Origin of the sequence: Kitasatospora sp. NBC_01539, assembly GCF_045040525.1 — a bacterium.
Classification (GTDB): domain Bacteria; phylum Actinomycetota; class Actinomycetes; order Streptomycetales; family Streptomycetaceae; genus Kitasatospora.
Genome location: NZ_CP109390.1, coordinates 6,810,001 through 6,830,925, shown reverse-complemented (window position 1 = coordinate 6,830,925; position 20,925 = coordinate 6,810,001). Strand labels below are relative to the sequence as shown.

The following is a 20,925-nucleotide window of genomic DNA, read 5'->3' as shown; positions in this document are numbered from 1 at the left end:
GTGCTCCGGCAGGTCGGACGCGGGTCGGGAAATCCGCTGGCCGGGACGGGCCGGCTGCGGCAGCATCGCTCGGCATGTCCCTCCTCCTGCTCGCCCCGCGGATCAACGAGACCGGTCTCCGGTTGCTGACCTCGGCCCGGCGCCGCGGCCTGCGCGCGCACACCGCGACCCGCTGGGAGGTGCCGGCCGAGCTGGCCGGCCTGCGCCCGGCGCACCTGTACGGCGGCCCGCTCTTCGCGGACGTCGCGTCGGCGGCCCTCGGCGTGGCACCGCTGGAGCCCCCGGCGGACTGGCTGACCACGCTGCCGTCCGATCTGCTCGGCCGCCGGGTGGAGTGCACGACGCTCGCCGAGGCCCGGCGGCTGCGGCGGCCGGCCTTCGTCAAGCCACCGGTGGACAAGCTCTTCCCGGCCCGGATCTACCCGGACGGCAGCGGCCTGCCCGGCCCGGACGCACTGGACGACGACACCCCGGTGCTGGTCAGCGACATCGTGGCGTTCACCGAGGAGTTCCGGCTGTTCGTCCTGGACGGTGCCGTGCGCGCGGCGAGCAGGTACGCCGTCGACGGCGCGCTCGCGGTGTCGCCGTCCGTCGGCCCTGATGCGCGGGCGTTCGCCGCCGACGTCCTGGCGGCCTGCGCGCACGGCGGGGCCGACGGCAGCACCGGGAGCGGGGTCGGGGTCGGCAGTGGGGTCGGCCTGCCGGGCGCGGTGGTCGTCGACATCGGCCGGACGGCCGACGGGTGGGCCGTCGTCGAGGCCAATCCGGCCTGGGCGAGCGGAGGTTACGCCTGCGACCCGGACGCCGTGCTCGACGTGGTGCTGCGCGCCGCCGGTCCGGCCGAGCTGCTGACCGCCGTGGACGCGCCGTTCGTCCGGCCGGTGTGCACCGTCGTCCGGTGAGACGGGCCGGCACCGGTCTGCGGTGCACCTCCGGCCGCGCGGCACACGGTCGGTGACGGCTCGGCAGCGGCACGGCGGCGCAGCGGCGGCACGGCTGCTGCACGGTGGCTACACGGTCGGCCGCCGGGAGCCGCCGCGGGCCGCCAGCACCTGCATCGCGACGGCGGCCCAGGTGACCGGCTCGACCGGCGGCAGGCCGAGCGGCCGCGGGCGGCCGAGGGCGAACGTCAGCCAGGCCGCCCAGCTCTCCAGCACGTCCGGCAGGGTGTGGTGCGCCCAGCTGCCGGCGGTCGGCCGCACCACGTCCGCCGCTGCCGTGCGGTGCCGGGCGAAGTCGGCGGCCAGGACCTCCAGCAGGGCGGCGAGGTCGTCGGGGCCGCACACGTCCGGCTCGTCCGTCGGCCCGTCCGCCGCGGGCACGGCGCCCCCGGTCGGCGGAGCCGCCAGGGCGGCCCGCACCTGCGCCGCCAGTCCCGGCCAGCCCGGTGCTGCGGCCGGCAGGCCGGGGAGGAGGGCCGCCCAGCGCAGCAGGAAGTCGTCGACGGCCGGGGCGTCCGGCCCGAGTGCCGCGGCGAGGCGTGCCAGCAGAGCGGCGAAGTCCGCGCCCGAGGCGACGGCGTCACGGGAGTGCGTCACGCGGCGGAGCGTACGGGCGGGCCGTTCCCGCTGTCGACCGGGCCCGGCGGGGTGGCGGTCCGTTGCCGGCCACCGCCGTGGCGGGCCGGGCGGCTACCCCGCCGACTGCGGTGACGGCCGCGCCGCCGTCCGGGCCGCGGACCGGCGCAGCGCCCAGGCCACGGTGGGCACCATCGCGACGCTCGCCGCCGCGAAGAGCAGTGCGAGGCCGATCCAGCCGACCAGGCCGTTGCCGATCACCGCCGTCGTGACGAGCACCGGACCGAGCATCATCGCCGCGGAGAGGCCGGTGTTGAAGACGCCCTGGTACTCGCCGTGCGCGCCGTCCTCGGCGAGGTCGTAGCCGAGCGCCCAGCTCGCGGCCTGGCCGAGCACCTCGCCGAGCGCCTGCAGTGCGGCGGCACCGAGCAGCACCACGACGGCGAGCCAGGCGGGCAGGCCGTGGGCGAGTGCCAGGGCCACGCAGGAGGCGGCGACGAGCAGGCCGCCGCGCCGGAAGATCCGTGCCGCGGCGGCCGGTGCCTCGGTGCCGCGGGTGGCCCGCACCTGGAAGACCACGACGAGCGCGGTGTTGACGACGAAGGAGGCGGCGACGAGGAAGCGCGGCGCCTCCGTGTGCCGGACGATCCACAGCGGCACGCCGATCTCGATCATCGCGAACTGCAGGCCGAGCAGGCCGCTGAGCGCGGTGACGGCGAGGTAGGGGCGGTCGCGCAGGGCCGAGCGGCGGAGTCCGCCGTCCGGGCCGGTCGCGGCACGCGCGGCGCGTACGGGCGTCGGCAGCGCCGCGTACATCACGCCGACGACGGCGAAGCTGACCGCGTCGGCGAGGATCGCCGCGGTGTACGCGGGCCGGGTGTCGGCCTGCAGGGCGAGCGCGGCCAGGGCGGTGCCCGCGCCGATGCCGACGTTGGTGACGACCCGCAGGTACGCGCGGCCGGCGACCCGGCCGTCGGCGGGCAGCACCTCCGCGTACAGCGCGTTGCGCACGGTCGCCGAACCGCGGTCGGCGGCGGTGACGGCGCAGGCGAGCAGGACGAACGCCGTGTAGCCGTGCACCAGCGGGTAGCAGGCGGTGCCGACGGCCTCCGCCGCGACGAGGGCGAGCAGCGCGGGCTTGGTGCCCCAGCGGTCGGCGGCGCGCCCGGCCGGGACGCCGACGAGCACCCCGCACAGCCCGGCGGCCGTCAGGGCGATGCCCACCTGGCCGAGGCCGAAGCCGAGCACGCGGGTGAAGTAGAGCGCGCCGAGGGTCATCAGCAGGCCGTTGCCGAGGGTGTTGACGAGCGTCACGGCGGCGAGGCGGCGCACCGTGCGGTCGGGGTGCAGCAGGCGTGACGAGGCCCGGGGCGTGGTGGACGCCCCCGTGGAGGTGGTGGTCATGCGCCGATCAGACCGCACCCGGGGCGGGCGCGGAATTCATTTAGGCTGGGGCTGACGAATGGGGGGTCACGTGCACCGGTTCCGGCTCGGCCTGGAGGACCTGGCGTCCGCGTCGTTCGCGTGCTCGCCGCTGCAGGAGGTGACGCTGAGTCTGCGGATGTGGGTGCACCCGGGTGTGTACGTGCACCAGACCGCCGCCTTCGAACGGCTCCGGCCGGCCTTCGAACGGCTCGACGGCGTCGAGCTGCTGCGCAGCCTCGTGGCGACGGCCAACCGCTACCAGCCGGACTTCCTGACGCCCCGGCCGACGACGCCGTTCCCCGACGTGCGCGCCGAGCTGGAGACCGTCCGGGCCTTCCCGCCGGACCGGCTGCGCGGCGAGCTGGAGCAGACGTTCCTGCCGCACGACCGTCGGCTGCCGCCGCTGCTCGACGCCGGGCTCGACGACCCGGCCCGGCTGCTGGCGGACATCGCCGACGCGCTGGAGGAGTACTGGGTGCACTGCCTCGAACCGGAGTGGTGGCCGCGGGCCCGGTCGGTGCTGCACGCCGACATCGTGCACCGCTCGCGGATCCTCGCCGAACGCGGCGCGGCGGCGCTCTTCGCCGACCTCGACGGCCGGCTGCTCTGGGGCGACGGCGTGCTGACGATCCGCCGGGACTGGGGCGACGGCGACACCGACATCGCCGTGGACGGCCGCGGCCTGGTCTTCACCCCGACGTTCTTCGCCCGCGGCGCGATCACCTGCATCAGCGACGAGCACCCCCCGGTGATCACCTACCCGGTGCGCGGCGGGGCGACGGCGGCCGCCCCGCCGGTACCGGGCCCCCGCGCGCTGGAGCGGCTGATCGGGGCACCCAAGGCCCGACTGCTGGCGATGCTCGACGAGCCCACCAGCACCACCGAGCTGGCGCGGCGGCTCGGGGTCACGCCGGGCGCGGTCAGCCAGCACCTGGCGGTGCTCGCGGAGACCCGGCTGGTCACCCGCGCCCGGCACGGCCGGGTCGTGCTGTACGGGCTCAGCCCGCTGGGCGAACAACTTCTCCGATAGATCGTCAGTTCCCTTCTGGTATGGACCTGTTGACCGCAGTGGTCCAGTCCACCTACAGTTCCGGCAGGCTTCCCGGCACCCCTGTACGGCACCCCCACACCAGACAGGGAGACCCACCATGCACGTCCGGTCGCACCGACCGGCCAGGGCCAGGATCCTCGCCCTGCTCGCCGCCCTCGCACTGCCGATCGCGCTCCTCGCCGCAGCCCCGGCGCACGCCGCGGGCCGCCTCACCGCCGCCTTCACCAGCGCCGACAACGGCTCCTGGTGGAAGGGCACCCTCGTCGTCCGCAACGACAACGCCACCGCCGTCACCGGCTGGACCCTGGAGTTCGACCTGCCCGCCGGTGTGACCATCGGCAGCAGCTACAACGGCCAGGCCACCGTCACCGGCCGGCACGTCACCGCCGTCAACGCCTACTACAACGGCACCGTGCAGCCGCACGCCACCACCGAGCCGTACAGCTTCTGGTTCGTCGCCACCGGGCCGATCGCCGCCCCGACGGGCTGCCGGATCAACGGCGACAAGTGCGACGGCACCCCGGACGTGCCGCCCGGCGCACCCGGCGCACCGCAGGTCACCGACAGCACCGCGCACACCCTCGCCCTGAGCTGGCCCGCGGCCACCGCCGGCGACTTCCCGGTCGCCTCGTACGACGTGCTCTCCGGCAGCACCGTGCTCGGCAGCTCCACCACCACCTCGACCACCCTCACCGGACTGACCCCCGCGACGGCCTACACCCTCACCGTGCGCGCCAAGGACGGCCGGGGCAACACCGGCCCCGTCGGCCCCGCGGTCACCGCCCGCACCGTCGACCCGGCGACCGACACCGTGCCGCCGACCGCACCGGGCGGCCTGCGCACCACCGCGGTCACGTCGAGCAGCATCGCACTCGCCTGGACGGCCGCCACCGACAACCAGCGGGTCGCCGCCTACGACGTCTACCGGGGCGGCACCCTCGCGCAGACGGTCACCGGCACCACGGCGACCGTCGCCGGCCTCTCCCCCAGCACCACCTACACCTTCACCGTCCGCGCCCGCGACGCCGCCGACAACGCCTCACCCGCCTCGGCGCCGCTCACCGCCGGCACCGCCGACATCGTCGGCCCCGGGAAGTACGCCCGGGTCGGCTACTTCACCCAGTGGGGCATCTACGGCCGGCAGTACTTCGTCAAGAACCTCGACACCTCCGGCAGCGCCGCCAAGCTCGACGTCGTCAACTACGCCTTCGAGAACATCGACCCGGTCAACCTGACCTGCCTGGCCGGCGTCACCAAGGGCACCACCGCCGACCCGCAGGACCCGGACCAGGGCACCGGCGCGGGCGACGCGGACGCCGACTACTCCCGGCCGTTCAGCGCCGCCCAGTCCGTCGACGGCGTCGCCGACGACGGCTGGGCCCCGCTGCGCGGCAACCTCAACCAGCTGAAGAAGCTCAAGGCGAAGTACCCGAACCTCAAGATCGTCGTCTCGCTCGGCGGCTGGACGTACTCCAAGTACTTCTCCGACGCGGCCGCCACCGACGCCTCCCGCAAGAAGCTCGTCTCCTCCTGCATCGACATCTGGATCAAGGGCAACCTGCCGCTCTCCAACGGCGCCGGCGGCCCCGGCACCGCAGCCGGCATCTTCGACGGCATCGACCTCGACTGGGAGTGGCCCGGCTCCCCCGACGGCCACGCCGGAAACCACTGGTCAGCGAACGACAAGGCCAACCTGACCGCCCTGCTCGCCGAGTTCCGTACGCAGCTCGACGCGCTCGGCGGCCCGCACCGGCTGCTCACCGCCTTCACCCCGGCCGACCCGACCAAGATCGCCCAGGGCTGGGACCTGTCGAAGATCTTCCAGTCCCTCGACATCGCCAACGTGCAGGGCTACGACTTCCACGGCGCGGGCAGCGACAACTCGTGGGAGCCCAACCGCGCGGGCCACCAGGCCAACCTCTACGCCGACACTCAGGACCCGTACGGCTTCCACTTCTCGGTGGACGCCGCAGTGCGGGCCTACCTCGACGCGGGCGTCAACCCGCGCAAGCTCACCATCGGCTTCCCGTTCTACGGCCGCGGCTGGCAGGCCGTCACCGACGGCGGCGTGTCGGGCGAGTGGCAGGCGGCGGGCGGCGCGGCACCCGGCCAGTTCGCCGAGGAGGCCGGCACCCGCGGCTACGCCAACCTCCTCGCGAGCGTCCCGAACCTGACCGTCCACCACGACACCCAGTCGATCTCCACCTACGCCTACACCGGCGCGGGCGGGCAGTGGTGGACCTTCGACGACCCGTGGTCGATCGGCCAGAAGACGGCGTACCTGAAGTCCCGGGGCCTGCTCGGCGCGATGATCTGGGAGATGTCCGGGGACACCCCGTCCGGCACCCTCATCGGCGCGCTCGACTCCGGCCTGAAGTAGCCGAACCGGGCGGAACCGGGCTGGACCGGGATCGAACTGCTCCGGCACGGAGACGCTCGGTCCCGGAGGCACCCCGGAGACCTCGGCCCCGACATGACCCGGGCCCGAGATGTTCCGGTCCAGAGATGTTCCCGTCCGGAGATGTTCCCGTCCGGAGCGATCCCGGGCACAAGCGATCCCGGTGCCGAGCTGCTCCGGCACAGAGATGTTCGGGCCAGGAGCGATCCCGGCTCGGAGAAACCGCACGGGCCCCGGCGCGCATCCGCGCTCCGGGGCCCGTGTGCGTCCGGCGCCTCAGCGTGCGGCGATCGCGGCCAGCCTGCGCGCCGCCCGGTGCTCCCGCATCACCTGGGCGAAGGTGGTGTGGCCCTGTGTGGTCCGGGCGAACGCCCGCCATGCCGGATTGACCAGGCACACGGCCGCGTGGAAGAGGTGCGGCCGCCGCTCGAAGGCGTTCAGCATCACCTTGCCGGCCCGCATCTCCACCCCCAGTCCGGCCTTGACCGCGAACGCGTAGTTCAGCGCCTGCCGCCGCACGTCCGCCGCACCACCCGCCTCGGCGACCTTCGCCGCCCACTCGCCGGCCAGCCGACCCGAGCGCAGCGCGTACGAGATACCCTCGCGCGTCCACGGCTCCAGGAGTCCGGCGGCGTCACCGGCGACCAGCACCCGGCCACGGGAGAGCGGCGAGTCCTCGGCGCGGCAGCGCGTCAGGTGTCCCGACTCGATGGACGGTTCGAAGCCCGAGAGCCCCAGCTGCCGGATGTAGTCGGCGAGGTACTGCTTGGTGCGCTCGCCGTCGCCGCGGGCCGAGATCACGCCGACCGTCAGCGTGCCCGAATCGGTCTTCGGGAACACCCAGCCGTACGAGCCGGGCAGCGGGCCCCAGTCGAGGTGGATCCGGCCCGCCCAGGCGCGCGAGACCTCCTCCGGCACCGGGATCTCCGCCTCCAGGCCGAGGTCGATCTGGTCGAAGGTGACACCGACGTGCCGGCCGATCCGGCTGGCGGAGCCGTCCGCGCCGACCACGGCGCGGGCCTCGATCCGCCGCCCGTCCGCGGTGGTGACGAACGCCGTACGGCTGTCGCCGTCCTCCTGCTCGACGCCGGTCGCGGTCACGCCGGTGACCAGCACGGCGCCCGCCTGCTCGGCGGACTGCACCAGGCGCAGGTCGAACTCGTCGCGGTTGACGAGGCCGAACAGCATCCGCTTCGAGCGGCGGGTGCGGGTGAACCGCCCGCCGAGGGCGAACGTCACCGCGTGGATGCGGTCCTGGAGCGGCAGTTTGAAGTCGGCGGGCAGGGTGTCCCGGGAGGGACCGATGATGCCGCCGCCGCAGGTCTTGTAGCGGGGGTGCTCGGCCTTGTCGAGCAGCAGCACCCGGCGCCCCTGCGTCGCGGCGGCGTACGCGGCGGACGAGCCGGCCGGGCCGGCGCCGACCACGACCACGTCCCAGACGCCGGCGAGCGGGTCGGGCCCGGCTGCCTCGCGGTCGGCGGCCTCCTGGTCGGCGGCCACGGGGCCGGTGGCAGCGTGCTCGGTGGCCGCGTGCTCGTCGGAGTTCTGGTCGAGAGAGCTACCGGAGTCAGTCACGATCGTTCATCCTAGACCCGCCGCCGACCACCGCGACCAGGGACGACACCCTCCGCGTCGTGCCGACCGGCAAATCGGCCCCGCACCCTGGACCACGGGCCCCTGACGGCCCGGCAGCCGTACGCCGTCACTCCCCTCGCGTGGCGTGTCCGCGGTACCGCGCCCTGCCCCGCCGGACCACCGGCCACCGCCCTCGCGGCGAGGGCGTAGCCCACCGACCCCACGGCCAGTCCCGCCCCGGCGCCGAAGCAGAGCTCGGCGACGACCCCGCGCTCGCGGCGGCGCAGCCGGTGGACGGCTCCCACCGCCGTGCACAGCGCCAGCCCTGCCGTCGCCGCCCGCCGGGCGGCGGGTCCGGGCCGCACCGCCGGCAGGGCACCGTCGCCGGTCCGCGCCGTCCCCGCCGTCCGTCCGGCCGCCCCCGCGAGGACGGCCAGACCGACCAGCGACGTGCCGTACTGCAGCACCGTGCAGCCCGGCACCCCGGCCACCCACGGCCGGGACAGCACCGGCACGGCCCGCACCCCGGCCCGCCCGGGGTGGGTGAAGGAGTCCCACACGACGTGGGTGGCGGCGCCGACCGCCGCACCGGCGGCGAGGCCGGCGACCGACCCGCCGGACGCCGCAACGGGCCCGGCCCCTGCCGTCGACGCAGCCGCAGCCGCGAGGCGCGCCGGCAGCAGACCGGTCAGCGGCGCGCGCAGCAGCCCCTGCCAGACGGCGGCCATGCCGGCCGCGATCACGACGTCGACGGTGGGCACGGCCCACCAGCGATGCGTGACCGCGCCGTGCCGGTAGACCCCGGGCAGCAGGGAGGCGGCGAAGAACGGCACGTCCGGCGCCATGCTGCCGGCCACCAGCCCGACGGCCGTCCACGGCCGGCACCACGGCCGGCCGAGCGCCGGGAGGACGGCGGCGGCGTGGCTCAACGTGAACGGCATGCGCCCATCCTGCCCCTGCCAAGGCCTCGCACGCCCGGTGGCCGCCACGCCCCCGCTACGCCCCGTCCGGCGGCCCGGGCTGACGTGCAGGGCGCCGTGGAAGTAGTCGAGGTCGTGCGCTGCGGGCAGTCCCTCGGCGTCCGGGTCGATCGTCCGCGCGGTCAGCGACCGGCCGGTGGCGGGGTCTGCGGCGTCGAGGCGGTTCCAGGCGGCCCGGTGGACGAGCACCGTCCGTCCCTCGTGCTCGGCGAACGCCAGCGCGAACGGCACCGTCGCCGGAAGGTACGCGCCTCCGTCCAGCACCATCGTGCGAGTCCCGGTCGTGAGGTCGAAGACCTCTCCGGCGGAGCCGGCGGAGCCGTGATCGACCACCACCGCGGCGAACCGTCCGTCGGCGGAGGCGTGCAGGTGCAGCCGGGGCAGGTGCCCGTCCCACGGCGCGGCGTCGGCGGGCACGGTGACGGATGTCGTGGCGAGCACCCGGCGCGTGCCGGTGTCGCTCTCCCAGCGGGTGAGCCGCCCGTCCTCGGTGAGCAGCAGCCGGCAGGTGCCGGGCCCGGCGATCCCGGCCAGGTCCACGACCGGCGCCGAGCCGGCGGGCAGCGGCGTGGCCCGCACCGTCGCGTCGGCCGGGGCGGGCCGCGCAGGCCGCCCGGCCGGGCCCGGTGCACGGGCCGCCGCCGCGGGGCCGTCCCCGGCCGCCCGGGGACGGGCGCGCACCGGCGACGCCTCGTCCGTCGTGACGTGTCCGTCCTCCGGCTGCCCCACCCTGGACCTCCCCCTGCCGCCGCCCAGTCACCGCCCTGCTGCCGCCGCCCTGCCGCCGCCCGGTCGGCGGTGTGTCCGGCGAACGCATCCGGCTCCGCTCCAACCCGGCTCCTGGGGGCGTAGGTCCCGGTGGCCTGCCGTCAGCCCGCCTTCGCCGCCCCGAGGGCGGCGGGCAGGCCGGCCTCCAGGTAGCGGAGCTCGCCGCGTTCGCGAGCGTCAAGCGCTGCGGCGAGGCGGCGCAGCCGGGCGGCGGGGAGCAGGTCGGCGGCCTCGTCGAGGGTGACGAAGCGCCAGCTGCGCAGTTCGTCCGCCTGCAGGCGCAGTTGCTGCTGGTCGCGGGGGTCGAGGCGGCCACCGTCGTAGACGAGCCGCAGGCCGCCGCGGCGGGGGCCGGTGCGGGGCTCCCAGTCGACGGCGAGCAGGCGCAGCGCGGGGGCCTCCAGGTGCAGGCCGAGTTCCTCGGCGGTCTCGCGGAGCGCCGCGTCGGTGGGTGCCTCGCCGCGTTCGACGACGCCGCCGGGGAACTCCCAGGCGGGCTTGTAGACGGGGTCGACGAGGAGGACGCGGTCGTGTTCGTCGAAGAGGAGGACGGCGGCGGCGACGGTGTCGCCGGTGGTGTCGGGGCTCTGCACGATGGGGCAGCGGCCGGTGCCCTCGTCGACGAGGCGGGCGAGGTGCCGGGCGGTCTGCCGGGGGTCGAGGGCGGTGGTGTCGACGAGTTGGGCGTCGCGGCGCAGCCATCGCCGGGCGGTGCGGTAGGCGGGGAGGTGGTCGAGGCACCAGCGGCGGACGCGGTCGTTGTGGGCGTCGTCGCCGGGGTACTCCTCGCGGGTCGCTATCCGTTCAAGCAGAATCGTTTCTTCCGGATCCAGGACGAAGTGGTGCACGGCCAGGCCGCGGGAGGCCAGGCCCCCGAAGATCTCGTCCCGGTAGTCCTCGCGCAGCAGCGTCATCGGCACCACCAGCGGCCCCGGCACCTCCGCCAGCAGGGCGGCCGCGACCTCGGGAACCAGCCGCCGCCAGGACGGCAGGTCCTGGAAGTCGGTGACGGGCGTGAGCCGGTCCGCGGGCAGCATCCGGCAGAGTCCCTCGCCGACGAGTTCGGGGTCGAAGAGCAGGCTTCCGGGGAGGAGCTCCACCAGTTCCCGGCACGCGCTCGTCTTCCCCGCGCCGAACGTGCCATTGACCCAGACGATCACAGAGCATCCCCTGCCCTCGGACCACCCCGGTGCCCGACGCACCGGGCGGCGGGAACCGACCAGCGGCCCCACGCCATCCCGGTGGTACCCGCACGGACGCCGTTCCCATACCTCGGACGGCGCGCGACCGTCGCCGACCGGCCACCCGGCACATGCCGGGCGCAGTCGCCCGCCGCACCCGGCCGTGCCCGGCCGCGGCCCGGACCTGCCGGTCCGGGGCGCCGGTCAGGCCCCGCCGAGCCCCGGCAGCTGCTTCTTCAGCACCTTGCCCATCGCGTTGCGGGGCAGGTCGTCGACCAGGACGACCCGTCGGGGCCGCTTGTGCACGGAGAGCCGCTCGGCCACGAACGCGGTCAGCTGCTCGCCCGTCACCGGGCCGTCGGCGACGACGTACGCCACCACGGTCTGGCCGAGGTCCTCGTCCGGGGCACCGACCACGGCGGCGTCGGCGACCGCGGGGTGGTCGCGCAGCGCGGCCTCGACCTCGCCCGCGCCGATCTTGTAGCCCCCGCTCTTGATGAGGTCGACGGAGGCGCGGCCGACGATGCGGTGGAAGCCGTCCGCTCCGATCACGGCGACGTCGCCGGTCCGGAACCAGCCGTCGGCCGTCCACGCCTCGGCGGAGGCGTCAGGACGGTTGAGGTAGCCGGCGAACAGCGTCGGACCGGCGACCTGCAGTTCGCCGACGCTCTCGCCGTCCCGGGGCACGGGGCTGCCGTCCTCCGCCGCGAGCCGGGTGCGTACGCCGTCGAGCGGCAGTCCGACGCTGCCGGGCCGCCGTTCGCCGTCGGCCCGGGTGGAGAGGGTGATCAGTGACTCGGTCATGCCGTACCGCTCGATCGGGGCGTGTCCGGTGAGTTCCGTGAGCCGTCCGAAGACCGGCACCGGCAGGGGTGCGCTGCCGGAGACCAGCAGCCGGGCCCCGGCGAGTGCCCGCGCCGCCGTCGGGTCGCCCGCGACCCGGCCCCAGACCGTCGGCACGCCGAAGTACAGGCTGCCCCGCGCGCCGGCGTACGCGCCGGGCGTGGGCCGCCCGGTGTGCACCAGGCGGCTGCCGGTGCGCAGCGCGCCGAGCACGCCGAGCACGAGCCCGTGCACGTGGAAGAGCGGCAGGCCGTGCACGAGGGTGTCCTCGGCGTCCCACTGCCAGGCCGTGGCGAGCGCGTCGAGTCCGGCGGCGACGGCGGCCCGGGGGATCACCGCCCCCTTCGGCGCGCCGGTGGTGCCGGAGGTGTAGAGCACGAAGGCGGTCCGCCCCGGCTCAGGTTCCGGCCCGGTGAAGGCCGCGCCGCTCCGGGCGTCCGCGTCGACGGGCAGGAGTTCGACGCCGTCCGGAAGCCCGTCCGCCCGGTCGGCCGGATCGCCCGCCGGGTCACCGGCGGGCACGGCCAGGAGCCGGGCTCCGGAGTCGCGGAGGATGTGCGCGCGTTCCTTGGGTCCGGAGTCGGGCGGCAGCGGCACCACGGGCACGCCGGCCAGCAGTCCGCCCACGACGGCCACGACGGTCTCCGCGACGGGCTTCGCCAGCACGGCGAGCGTGCCGGCGCCCGCCACCCGTTCGGCGACGGCACCCGCCGCGCCGAGCAGCGCCTCCCGTGACATCGCCCGTCCGTCGACCACCACCGCGTCGCCGCGGTCGCCGTACCCGCCCTCAAGTGCCGTCAGCAGTCCCATGTCCGGGGACTCTACGCGTCACCGGGCGGCGGTCGGCGGACCGGCCAGGCGGCGGACCGGCCGGTGGCGGACCAGGCGGTCGGGCAGGCAGGCAAGCGGCCGGGCGGTCGGGCAAGCAGACAGCCTGCCGGACGGGAACGCCGAAGGGCGCGGCCCCGGTGGTCCGGGAGCCGCGCCCTTCCGAGCGGAGCGGGGATCAGCCCTTGCGGGTCTTGACCTCGGCCGTGAGCTGCGGCAGCACGGCGAACAGGTCGCCGACGACGCCGTAGTCGACGAGCTCGAAGATCGGGGCCTCGGCGTCCTTGTTGACGGCCACGATGGTCTTCGAGGTCTGCATGCCGGCCCGGTGCTGGATGGCGCCGGAGATGCCCGCGGCGACGTACAGCTGCGGGGAGACCTGCTTGCCGGTCTGGCCGACCTGGTTGGTGTGCGGGTACCAGCCGGCGTCGACGGCGGCACGCGAGGCACCGACGGCCGCGCCGAGCGCGTCCGCGAGCTCCTCGACGACACCGAAGCCGTCTGCGGCACCGACGCCGCGGCCGCCGGAGACCACGATGGCGGCCTCGGTCAGCTCGGGGCGGCCGGAGGAGACGCGCGGGGTGCGGGCGGTGACCTTGGCGGCGTTGCCGGTGAACTCCACCGTGACGTTCTCCACCGCGCTGGCGGCCGGGGCGGCCTCGGGGCTGGTGGAGTTCGGCTTCACGGTGATGACCGGGGCGCCGGTGGTGACGGTCGACTTCACCTGGAACGAGGCGGCGAACACCGACTGGGTGGCGACCGGACCGGAGGCACCGGCCTCCAGGTCGACGGCGTCGGTGATGATGCCGGAGCCGAGGCGCAGCGCCACGCGGGCGGCGACCTCCTTGCCCTCGCCGGAGGAGGTGACGAGCACCGCGGCGGCGTCGTTGGCCTTGGCGATCTGCGCGAGCGCGTCGACCTTGGGCACGACGAGCTGGTCGGCGAACTCGGCGCCGTCGGCGACGTACACCTTGGCCGCGCCGTACTCGCCGACCTTGGCGGCGATGTCGGCCGCGGCGGAACCGGCGCCCAGGACGACCGCCGAGGGCTCGCCGATGCGGCGGGCCAGGGTCAGCAGTTCGAGGGCCGGCTTGCGGACCACACCGTCGGCGTGGTCCACGAGAACCAGGATCTCAGCCATGATTCTTGCTCCTGATCGATCGTGAGATGCGCGAACGGCGGGTCAGATGAACTTCTGGTCGGCGAGGTACGCGGCGAGCTGCTTGCCGCCCTCGCCCTCGTCCTTGACGATGGTGCCGGCGGTGCGGGCCGGGCGGGCCGTGACGTCCTCGACCTTGGTCCAGGAACCGCCGAGGCCGACCTCGTCCGCGTCGATGCCCAGGTCGTCCAGGTCGAGCGCGGTGACCGGCTTCTTCTTCGCGGCCATGATGCCCTTGAAGGACGGGTAGCGGGCCTCGCCGGACTGGTCGGTGACCGACACGACGGCGGGCAGCGCGGCCTCGACCTGCTCGGTCGCGGCGTCGCCGTCGCGGCGGCCCTTGACCACACCGCCCTCGACCGACACCTCGGACAGCAGGGTGAGCTGCGGCAGGCCCAGGCGCTCGGCCAGCAGGGCCGGCAGCACGCCCATGGTGCCGTCGGTGGAGGCCATGCCGCAGACGACCAGGTCGAACCCGGTCTTCTCGAGGGCCTTGGCGACGATCGCGGAGGTGCCGATCACGTCGGTGCCGTGAATGTCGTCGTCGTTCACGTGGACGGCCTTGTCGGCACCCATGGACAGGGCCTTGCGCAGCGCGTCCTTGGCGTCGTCCGGGCCGACGGTCAGCACGGTGACCTCGGCGTCGCCGGAGGCCTCGGCGATGCGGAGCGCCTGCTCCACGCCGTACTCGTCCAGCTCCGAGAGAAGGCCGTCCACGCCCTCCCGGTCGGTGGTGGTGTCGTCCGCGAAGCGACGGTCACCGGTCGCGTCGGGCACGTACTTCACACAGACAACGATCCTCAAGCTCACGGCCTGTCTCCTGTACTGGTCCTGTCCGGCGGCTGCGGCTGTGCAGATGGGCGGAACATGTGCTCCGGAGCCCACGCGGGCCGCGTCTTTCCTGCGCCCGTCCGGAACTTCCTGGCAGCATACTCGCCAGTAGCTTAGCCGTCACTACTGGCCGGTAGCTTAGCGCTGCGGAGCTCCGGCCGAGCGCCCCGGCTCCGGCCGCACCTCCTGGGGGAGCGGACCGTCCGGGACGGCTGCACTACCGTCTGCGCCCATCCTGCCCCAGGCGGCGGTCCCTACCACCTGACCTGGCGGCAGATCTGCTGTGAGATTGAAGGTCTTGACAACACCCACGGTGACGGACGAACCCGTGCCACCCCGCGGAGCAGTCCTCAGACCGCCTCTCCCAGCGCCGCGATGACGTCCGCGCGGCGCGGCTGACCGGACGCCCGGCGGATCACCCGGCCGGCGGAATCCAGCACCAGCACGGTCGGCGTGCGCAGGATGTCCAGGCGCCGGACCAGCTCCAGCTCCGCCTCCGCGTCGAGCTCCACGTGCGCCACGCCGTCCACCATTCCCGACACCTCGGCCAGCACCCGCCGCGTCGCCCGGCACGGCTGGCAGAACGCCGTGGAGAACTGCACGAGCGTCGCCCGCTCCCCCAGCACGCCGCCCAGCTCCGCCGCCGACAGCCGCACCGCCTCGTCCTTCGTCCGCACCCGCAGCCTCCCGTCCCGGCGCGCCCGCAGCAGCCCGAAGGCACTCGCCAGCACCAGCACCGCGACACACACCACCAACCCGGTCATCCCCCCAGTGTGCTGCACCTCCCCCCGGGCTCGACCGGCAGCCTCCGCGGCGCCTACCATCGCCGCATGGACTCCGCGCACCCCCGACCGCCCCGGCTCACCAGCCGCCGCGTCGTCGACCTGTGCCGGGCCACCGCCTCGCGCTGTCGCTGACACGCCCCGCACCCAGCGACCCGCCGGCCGACGCCGGCCCAGCCACCGAGCGCCCAGGAGTCCCCGTGCCACCCGCCAACGCCGCCCTCGTCGACCCGCGCGGCCCCCGCTTCGCCGCAGCCCTCACCTCCGTCGTCCTGGCCGCCGTCCTCCTCACCGGCAGCGGCGTGCTGCTCGCCCTCCAGGCCGCCGTCTTCGCCGTCGGCGCCCTCGCCGGCCTGCAGTACTCCCCGTACGGCCTGATCTACCGCACGCTCGTCCGGCCGCGGCTCGCCCCGCCCCGCGAACTCGAGGACGAACGGCCGCCCCGCTTCGCCCAGGGCGTCGGCCTCGCCTTCGCCCTCACCGGCACCGTCGGCTACCTCGCCGGAGCGGACTGGCTCGGCCTGACCGCCACCGCGCTGGCGCTCGCCGCGGCCTTCCTCAACGCCGCGTTCGGCTACTGCCTCGGCTGCGAGGCCTACCTGCTCCTGCGCCGCGGCGGCGCCCGGCTCGGCGCGGGAGCCTGACGCCCCCTCCGGGCGGACGGCGGACGGCCCGCCGGGCGGCCCTCCGCGTCCGGCGCCTCCGCCCCCGGGCCGCGACGGGGCGTGGTCGCCCACGGACACCCCGCGACGGGCGGCCGTCCTGCCGGTGAGATGCAGGTCTCACGTGACGTAGAACTCGCCACCGAATCGGACCCCGCCCGACCCGCGGCGTGACAGCGGGCACATCTTCGGGGGATCATCGGGCTGAAACACCCGTGGCCGTCGCGGCGTGCCGCGCCCATCCCGGCCGGTCCCGCGAGTCCGGGTTCCGCCGGACCGGGCACCAGGCCCGACGACAAGTAGGGCTGACCGTGGCTGAGTTCGTGTACCCGCCGGTGATCCGCACCGCATTGACCGCGTTCAAGGCCCTGGACGTGCGGATCTCGATCATCGGCGCGGAGAACGTGCCCGCCACCGGCGGCGCCGTACTGGTCAGCAACCACATCAGCTACCTCGACTTCATCTTCGCCGGCCTCGGCCCGTGGCGCGGCGGCCGCCGCCTCACCCGGTTCATGGCCAAGGACGACGTCTTCAAGCACCGCGTCTCCGGCCCCCTGATGCGCGGCATGAAGCACATCCCGGTCGACCGCGCCGACGGCCAGCCCGCCTACGAGGCCGCTGTCGGGGCCCTGCGCGACGGCGAGATCGTCGGCGTCTTCCCCGAGGCCACCATCAGCCGCTCCTTCACGCTGAAGAAGTTCAAGACCGGCGCCGCCCGCATGGCCGCCGAGTCCGGCACCCCGCTGCTGCCCGTGATCCTCTGGGGCACCCAGCAGCTCTGGACCAAGGGCCGCCCGAAGACCCTCACCAAGCGCCATGTGCCGGTCACCATCGTGATCGGCGAGCCCATCGAGCTCACCCCGCAGGACAAGCCCGTCATGGTCACCCGCCGCCTGCGCGCAGCCATGACGGAGATGCTCGACCGCGCCCAGCGCGACTACCCGGGCGCCCCGGCCGGCCCCGAGGACTCCTGGTGGCTCCCCACGCACCTCGGCGGGACCGCCCCCACCCTGGAGGAGGCCGAGGCCGCCGACGAGGCCGAGGCCAACGAGAAGGCGGAGCGCCGCGCCGCACGCTGAGCGGCGCGCACCGGCTGCCCGCCGGAATCCCGCTTCCGACCGGGCTGCCGGACTGCCGGACTGCCGGACTGATCATGCGACCCCGGACCGTTCGACCCCGGACCGTTCAGCTCCGGTCGTTCAGCTCCCGCGCGCTCACAGGTGGCGGCAGAACGCGCGGTCGCGCTCGGCCAGACGGTCCCGGGGCCCGGCCGACCTGAGCACCACGTCCAGCACCCGGTCCGGCGTGCTCGCGTAGGAGTGGCTGAACCAGGGCATGTTCGCCTCGACGACCGCCCAGCGCTCCGCGCCGGTGGGATCGTCCGCCCGGGTCAGCAGGCCGACGTCCAGTACGACGGCGCTCGGCAGCCCGTCCCGGTGCGCCGCCAGCAGCTCCGCCGCGAACGCCACGGCACCGGCGCCGTCCGGGCAGTCCCCGAGCGGTGCCACGTCGAGTCGGCCGTGGCGCGCGTAGCGGCTCCCGGTCACCACGGCACAGTCCAGGACGAAGAGCCGGAACTCCGACACCCAGGACACCACCTCGGCGATCTGCACCGGCGTACCCGCGGGCAGGCCCGGCAGTGCAGGGAGACGGCTGCCGTCCGCGTACACGGCCGCGGGGAAACCCTTGTCGGTCGGCGGCTTCACGAAGGCCGGCCGCACCAGCCGCCGCGCCTCGGCCAGCGTCGCGGCCCTGATCCCGCGCCCGGTGTACGCCTCCGGCAGCAAGGTCAGCCATGCGTCGGTGGGCTCCAGCAGCGCCAGCCCCAGCTCGTCCACCATGTCCGCGGCGTACAGCGGACCACCGTAGTAGTGCGCGTTCCCCCGACGGGCGGTCGGCAGCACCTCGACCCGCATACCGCGCCGCTGCGCGGCCTCCGCCAGGAGGACCGAGGTCGAGGTGGTCCGCGGTGACACCGCCAGGAAGTCGCTGTTCTGCACCCGCAGAGCCTGCCCACCGGCGGCCGGGGTGTCCACCGCATTCCGCGGTGTGCCCGCAGGAACCGTCAGGGGCGCCGGCCCGCGTCAGCGGACGCGGGCCCGCGCCCGGCCCAACCGTGTACGGCCCAAGCGGCACCGGCCCCGACCACGTAGCAGAGCAGATCGGGCGCGTTGAAGGTCGAACCCAGCACCAGCCGCGCAAGCCCGCTCCGCATCGACCACTCCGCCGACAGCCCGGTGAGCTGGAAGAACTCCACCGCCCAGCTGAATCCCACGGCGACGCCCGCTGCCGTCCGGGGCCGTATCCGCGGGATCACCGCGACGCACACGGTGTACACGAGGACGGTGTACAGCGCGTCGCCCAGGTACTTCGCGACGTCACCGGTGAAGACCGCCCGGCTTCCCAGACCGGCGGCCACGACCACCGGAACTGCCAGGATCGCCACCATCCGCAGCCGCCCTGCGACCATTTCTCCCCCTCGGTCCCGTAAACGCAGTGAAGCCCCCTCCCGGACGGGAGGGGGCTTGACTGGAATGATTGTTCGGCGGCGTCCTACTCTCCCACAGGGTCCCCCCTGCAGTACCATCGGCGCTACGAGGCTTAGCTTCCGGGTTCGGAATGTAACCGGGCGTTTCCCTCACGCTATGACCACCGAAACACTATGAAACTGTCACCACCCACCCGCGAACTCAGGACACAGCCTGGTGCGATGGGGGTCGTTGTTTCAGAACAACACAGTGGACGCGAGCAACTGAGGACAAGCCCTCGGCCTATTAGTACCGGTCAACTCCACCCCTTACAGGGCTTCCATATCCGGCCTATCAACCCAGTCGTCTACTGGGAGCCTTACCCTCTCAAGGAGGTGGGAGTGCTCATCTCGAAGCAGGCTTCCCGCTTAGATGCTTTCAGCGGTTATCCCTCCCGAACGTAGCCAACCAGCCATGCCCTTGGCAGGACAACTGGCACACCAGAGGTTCGTCCGTCCCGGTCCTCTCGTACTAGGGACAGCCCTTCTCAACACTCCTACGCGCACAGCGGATAGGGACCGAACTGTCTCACGACGTTCTAAACCCAGCTCGCGTACCGCTTTAATGGGCGAACAGCCCAACCCTTGGGACCTACTCCAGCCCCAGGATGCGACGAGCCGACATCGAGGTGCCAAACCATCCCGTCGATATGGACTCTTGGGGAAGATCAGCCTGTTATCCCCGGGGTACCTTTTATCCGTTGAGCGACGGCGCTTCCACAAGCCACCGCCGGATCACTAGTCCCTACTTTCGTACCTGCTCGACCCGTCAGTCTCACAGTCAAGCTCCCTTGTGCACTTACACTCAACACCTGATTGCCAACCAGGCTGAGGGAACCTTTGGGCGCCTCCGTTACTCTTTAGGAGGCAACCGCCCCAGTTAAACTACCCACCAGACACTGTCCCTGATCCGGATCACGGACCCAGGTTAGACATCCAGCACGACCAGAGTGGTATTTCAACGTCGACTCCACCATGACTGGCGTCACGGCTTCAAAGTCTCCCACCTATCCTACACAAGCCGAACCGAACACCAATATCAAGCTATAGTAAAGGTCCCGGGGTCTTTCCGTCCTGCTGCGCGAAACGAGCATCTTTACTCGTAATGCAATTTCACCGGGCCTGTGGTTGAGACAGTCGAGAAGTCGTTACGCCATTCGTGCAGGTCGGAACTTACCCGACAAGGAATTTCGCTACCTTAGGATGGTTATAGTTACCACCGCCGTTTACTGGCGCTTAAGTTCTCAGCTTCGCCCGACCGAAATCGGACTAACCGGTCCCCTTAACGTTCCAGCACCGGGCAGGCGTCAGTCCGTATACATCGCCTTACGGCTTCGCACGGACCTGTGTTTTTAGTAAACAGTCGCTTCTCGCTGGTCTCTGCGGCCACCCCCAGCTCAGAGTGCAAGACTCATCACCAGGAATGGCCCCCTTCTCCCGAAGTTACGGGGGCATTTTGCCGAGTTCCTTAACCACAGTTCACCCGAACGCCTCGGTATTCTCTACCTGACCACCTGAGTCGGTTTGGGGTACGGGCCGCCATGAAACTCGCTAGAGGCTTTTCTCGACAGCATAGGATCATCCACTTCACCACAATCGGCTCGGCATCAGGTCTCAGCCTCAATGAACGGCGGATTTGCCTACCGTTCGGCCTACACCCTTACCCCGGGACTACCACCGCCCGGGCTGGACTACCTTCCTGCGTCACCCCATCGCTCACCTACTACCCCGTTGGGTCACCGGCTCCACCACGTCCCATTGTCCGAAGACTCCGGGCCGGCTTCGCGGGCTTAGCATCAAGAGGTTCGACGTTGGCGCTTCAAAGCGGGTACGGGAATATCAACCCGTTGTCCATCGACTACGCCTGTCGGCCTCGCCTTAGGTCCCGACTTACCCTGGGCAGATCAGCTTGACCCAGGAACCCTTGGTCAATCGGCGCAAGAGTTTCCCACTCTTGTATCGCTACTCATGCCTGCATTCTCACTCGTGAACCGTCCACAACTGGATTCCTCCGCTGCTTCACCCGGCACACGACGCTCCCCTACCCATCCACAGCGCCGTTGGGCGTATTCTGTGAATGACACGACTTCGGTGGTGTGCTTGAGCCCCGCTACATTGTCGGCGCGGAATCACTTGACCAGTGAGCTATTACGCACTCTTTCAAGGGTGGCTGCTTCTAAGCCAACCTCCTGGTTGTCTCTGCGACTCCACATCCTTTCCCACTTAGCACACGCTTAGGGACCTTAGTCGGTGTTCTGGGCTGTTTCCCTCTCGACCATGGAGCTTATCCCCCACAGTCTCACTGCCGCGCTCTCACTTACCGGCATTCGGAGTTTGGCTAAGGTCAGTAACCCGTTGAGGCCCATCGCCTATCCAGTGCTCTACCTCCGGCAAGAAA

The 20,925-nt window shown here is 73.0% G+C and carries 16 protein-coding genes and 2 rRNA genes (1 of these 18 only partly in view); 5 read left to right on the top strand and 13 right to left on the bottom strand.

The annotated features are described in order from the left end of the window. Window positions 1-74 precede the first annotated feature (74 nt). The gene (locus OG335_RS29600; RefSeq protein WP_405014185.1) at window positions 75-902 is read left to right on the top strand and encodes an ATP-grasp domain-containing protein; all 828 of its coding nucleotides are present in this window, start codon (window positions 75-77) and stop codon (window positions 900-902) included. 108 nt (window positions 903-1,010) lie between these two features. Here OG335_RS29600 and OG335_RS29595 read toward each other — a convergent pair whose 3' ends face one another. Both OG335_RS29595 and OG335_RS29590 read right to left on the bottom strand, forming a co-directional pair. Beyond that, window positions 1,011-1,538: a hypothetical protein gene (locus OG335_RS29595; RefSeq protein WP_405014184.1), complete on the bottom strand. Its 528-nt coding sequence runs from the start codon at window positions 1,536-1,538 to the stop codon at window positions 1,011-1,013. 93 nt (window positions 1,539-1,631) lie between these two features. Then, on the bottom strand, window positions 1,632-2,921 hold the full coding sequence (locus tag OG335_RS29590) for an MFS transporter (protein ID WP_405014183.1): 1,290 nt from the start codon (window positions 2,919-2,921) through the stop codon (window positions 1,632-1,634). 70 nt (window positions 2,922-2,991) lie between these two features. Between OG335_RS29590 and OG335_RS29585 the strand changes: the two genes are divergently transcribed. Both OG335_RS29585 and OG335_RS29580 read left to right on the top strand, forming a co-directional pair. Beyond that, on the top strand, window positions 2,992-3,972 hold the full coding sequence (locus OG335_RS29585; RefSeq protein WP_405014182.1) for an ArsR family transcriptional regulator: 981 nt from the start codon (window positions 2,992-2,994) through the stop codon (window positions 3,970-3,972). A gap of 118 nt (window positions 3,973-4,090) precedes the next feature. Further along, complete coding sequence (locus tag OG335_RS29580) at window positions 4,091-6,373, top strand: glycosyl hydrolase family 18 protein (RefSeq protein WP_405014181.1); 2,283 nt, start codon at window positions 4,091-4,093, stop codon at window positions 6,371-6,373. Window positions 6,374-6,667: 294 nt separating this feature from the next. Here OG335_RS29580 and OG335_RS29575 read toward each other — a convergent pair whose 3' ends face one another. The 7 genes from OG335_RS29575 to OG335_RS29545 form a co-directional block, all read right to left on the bottom strand. Further along, entirely contained in the window at window positions 6,668-7,891 is a 1,224-nt protein-coding gene (locus tag OG335_RS29575) for a geranylgeranyl reductase family protein (protein WP_405015573.1), read from the bottom strand. An 86-nt stretch (window positions 7,892-7,977) separates the two neighbouring features. Then, window positions 7,978-9,675: a DUF4184 family protein gene (locus tag OG335_RS29570; protein WP_405014180.1), complete on the bottom strand. Its 1,698-nt coding sequence runs from the start codon at window positions 9,673-9,675 to the stop codon at window positions 7,978-7,980. Window positions 9,676-9,815: 140 nt separating this feature from the next. Beyond that, entirely contained in the window at window positions 9,816-10,874 is a 1,059-nt protein-coding gene (locus OG335_RS29565) for an NUDIX domain-containing protein (protein WP_405014179.1), read from the bottom strand. A gap of 225 nt (window positions 10,875-11,099) precedes the next feature. Beyond that, a complete protein-coding gene (locus OG335_RS29560) occupies window positions 11,100-12,548 on the bottom strand; it encodes an acyl-CoA synthetase (protein WP_405014178.1) in 1,449 nt (482 codons plus the stop codon). A gap of 196 nt (window positions 12,549-12,744) precedes the next feature. Then, window positions 12,745-13,707, bottom strand: a complete 963-nt coding sequence (locus OG335_RS29555) for an electron transfer flavoprotein subunit alpha/FixB family protein (RefSeq protein WP_405014177.1) — start codon at window positions 13,705-13,707, stop codon at window positions 12,745-12,747. A 42-nt stretch (window positions 13,708-13,749) separates the two neighbouring features. Further along, complete coding sequence (locus OG335_RS29550) at window positions 13,750-14,535, bottom strand: electron transfer flavoprotein subunit beta/FixA family protein (protein WP_405014176.1); 786 nt, start codon at window positions 14,533-14,535, stop codon at window positions 13,750-13,752. Between the two features lie 371 nt (window positions 14,536-14,906). Beyond that, window positions 14,907-15,320, bottom strand: a complete 414-nt coding sequence (locus OG335_RS29545) for a thioredoxin family protein (protein ID WP_405014175.1) — start codon at window positions 15,318-15,320, stop codon at window positions 14,907-14,909. 218 nt (window positions 15,321-15,538) lie between these two features. On the opposite strand from OG335_RS29545, the gene OG335_RS29540 reads away from it, so the two are divergent. After that, a complete protein-coding gene (locus OG335_RS29540; RefSeq protein ID WP_405014174.1) occupies window positions 15,539-15,982 on the top strand; it encodes a DUF4395 domain-containing protein in 444 nt (147 codons plus the stop codon). A 329-nt stretch (window positions 15,983-16,311) separates the two neighbouring features. Further along, window positions 16,312-17,079: a lysophospholipid acyltransferase family protein gene (locus tag OG335_RS29535; protein ID WP_405014173.1), complete on the top strand. Its 768-nt coding sequence runs from the start codon at window positions 16,312-16,314 to the stop codon at window positions 17,077-17,079. A 135-nt stretch (window positions 17,080-17,214) separates the two neighbouring features. Here OG335_RS29535 and OG335_RS29530 read toward each other — a convergent pair whose 3' ends face one another. From OG335_RS29530 to OG335_RS29515, 4 genes are all read right to left on the bottom strand, one after another. Further along, entirely contained in the window at window positions 17,215-18,000 is a 786-nt protein-coding gene (locus OG335_RS29530) for an ATP-grasp domain-containing protein (protein WP_405014172.1), read from the bottom strand. 65 nt (window positions 18,001-18,065) lie between these two features. Then, window positions 18,066-18,470 carry a DUF2809 domain-containing protein gene (locus OG335_RS29525; protein ID WP_405014171.1) on the bottom strand — a complete coding sequence of 135 codons (405 nt, stop codon included), beginning with the start codon at window positions 18,468-18,470 and terminating at the stop codon, window positions 18,066-18,068. A 70-nt stretch (window positions 18,471-18,540) separates the two neighbouring features. Beyond that, window positions 18,541-18,657, bottom strand: a 5S ribosomal RNA gene (gene rrf / locus OG335_RS29520). Window positions 18,658-18,754: 97 nt separating this feature from the next. After that, a 23S ribosomal RNA gene (locus tag OG335_RS29515) occupies window positions 18,755-20,925 on the bottom strand; it runs 938 nt beyond the window's last position.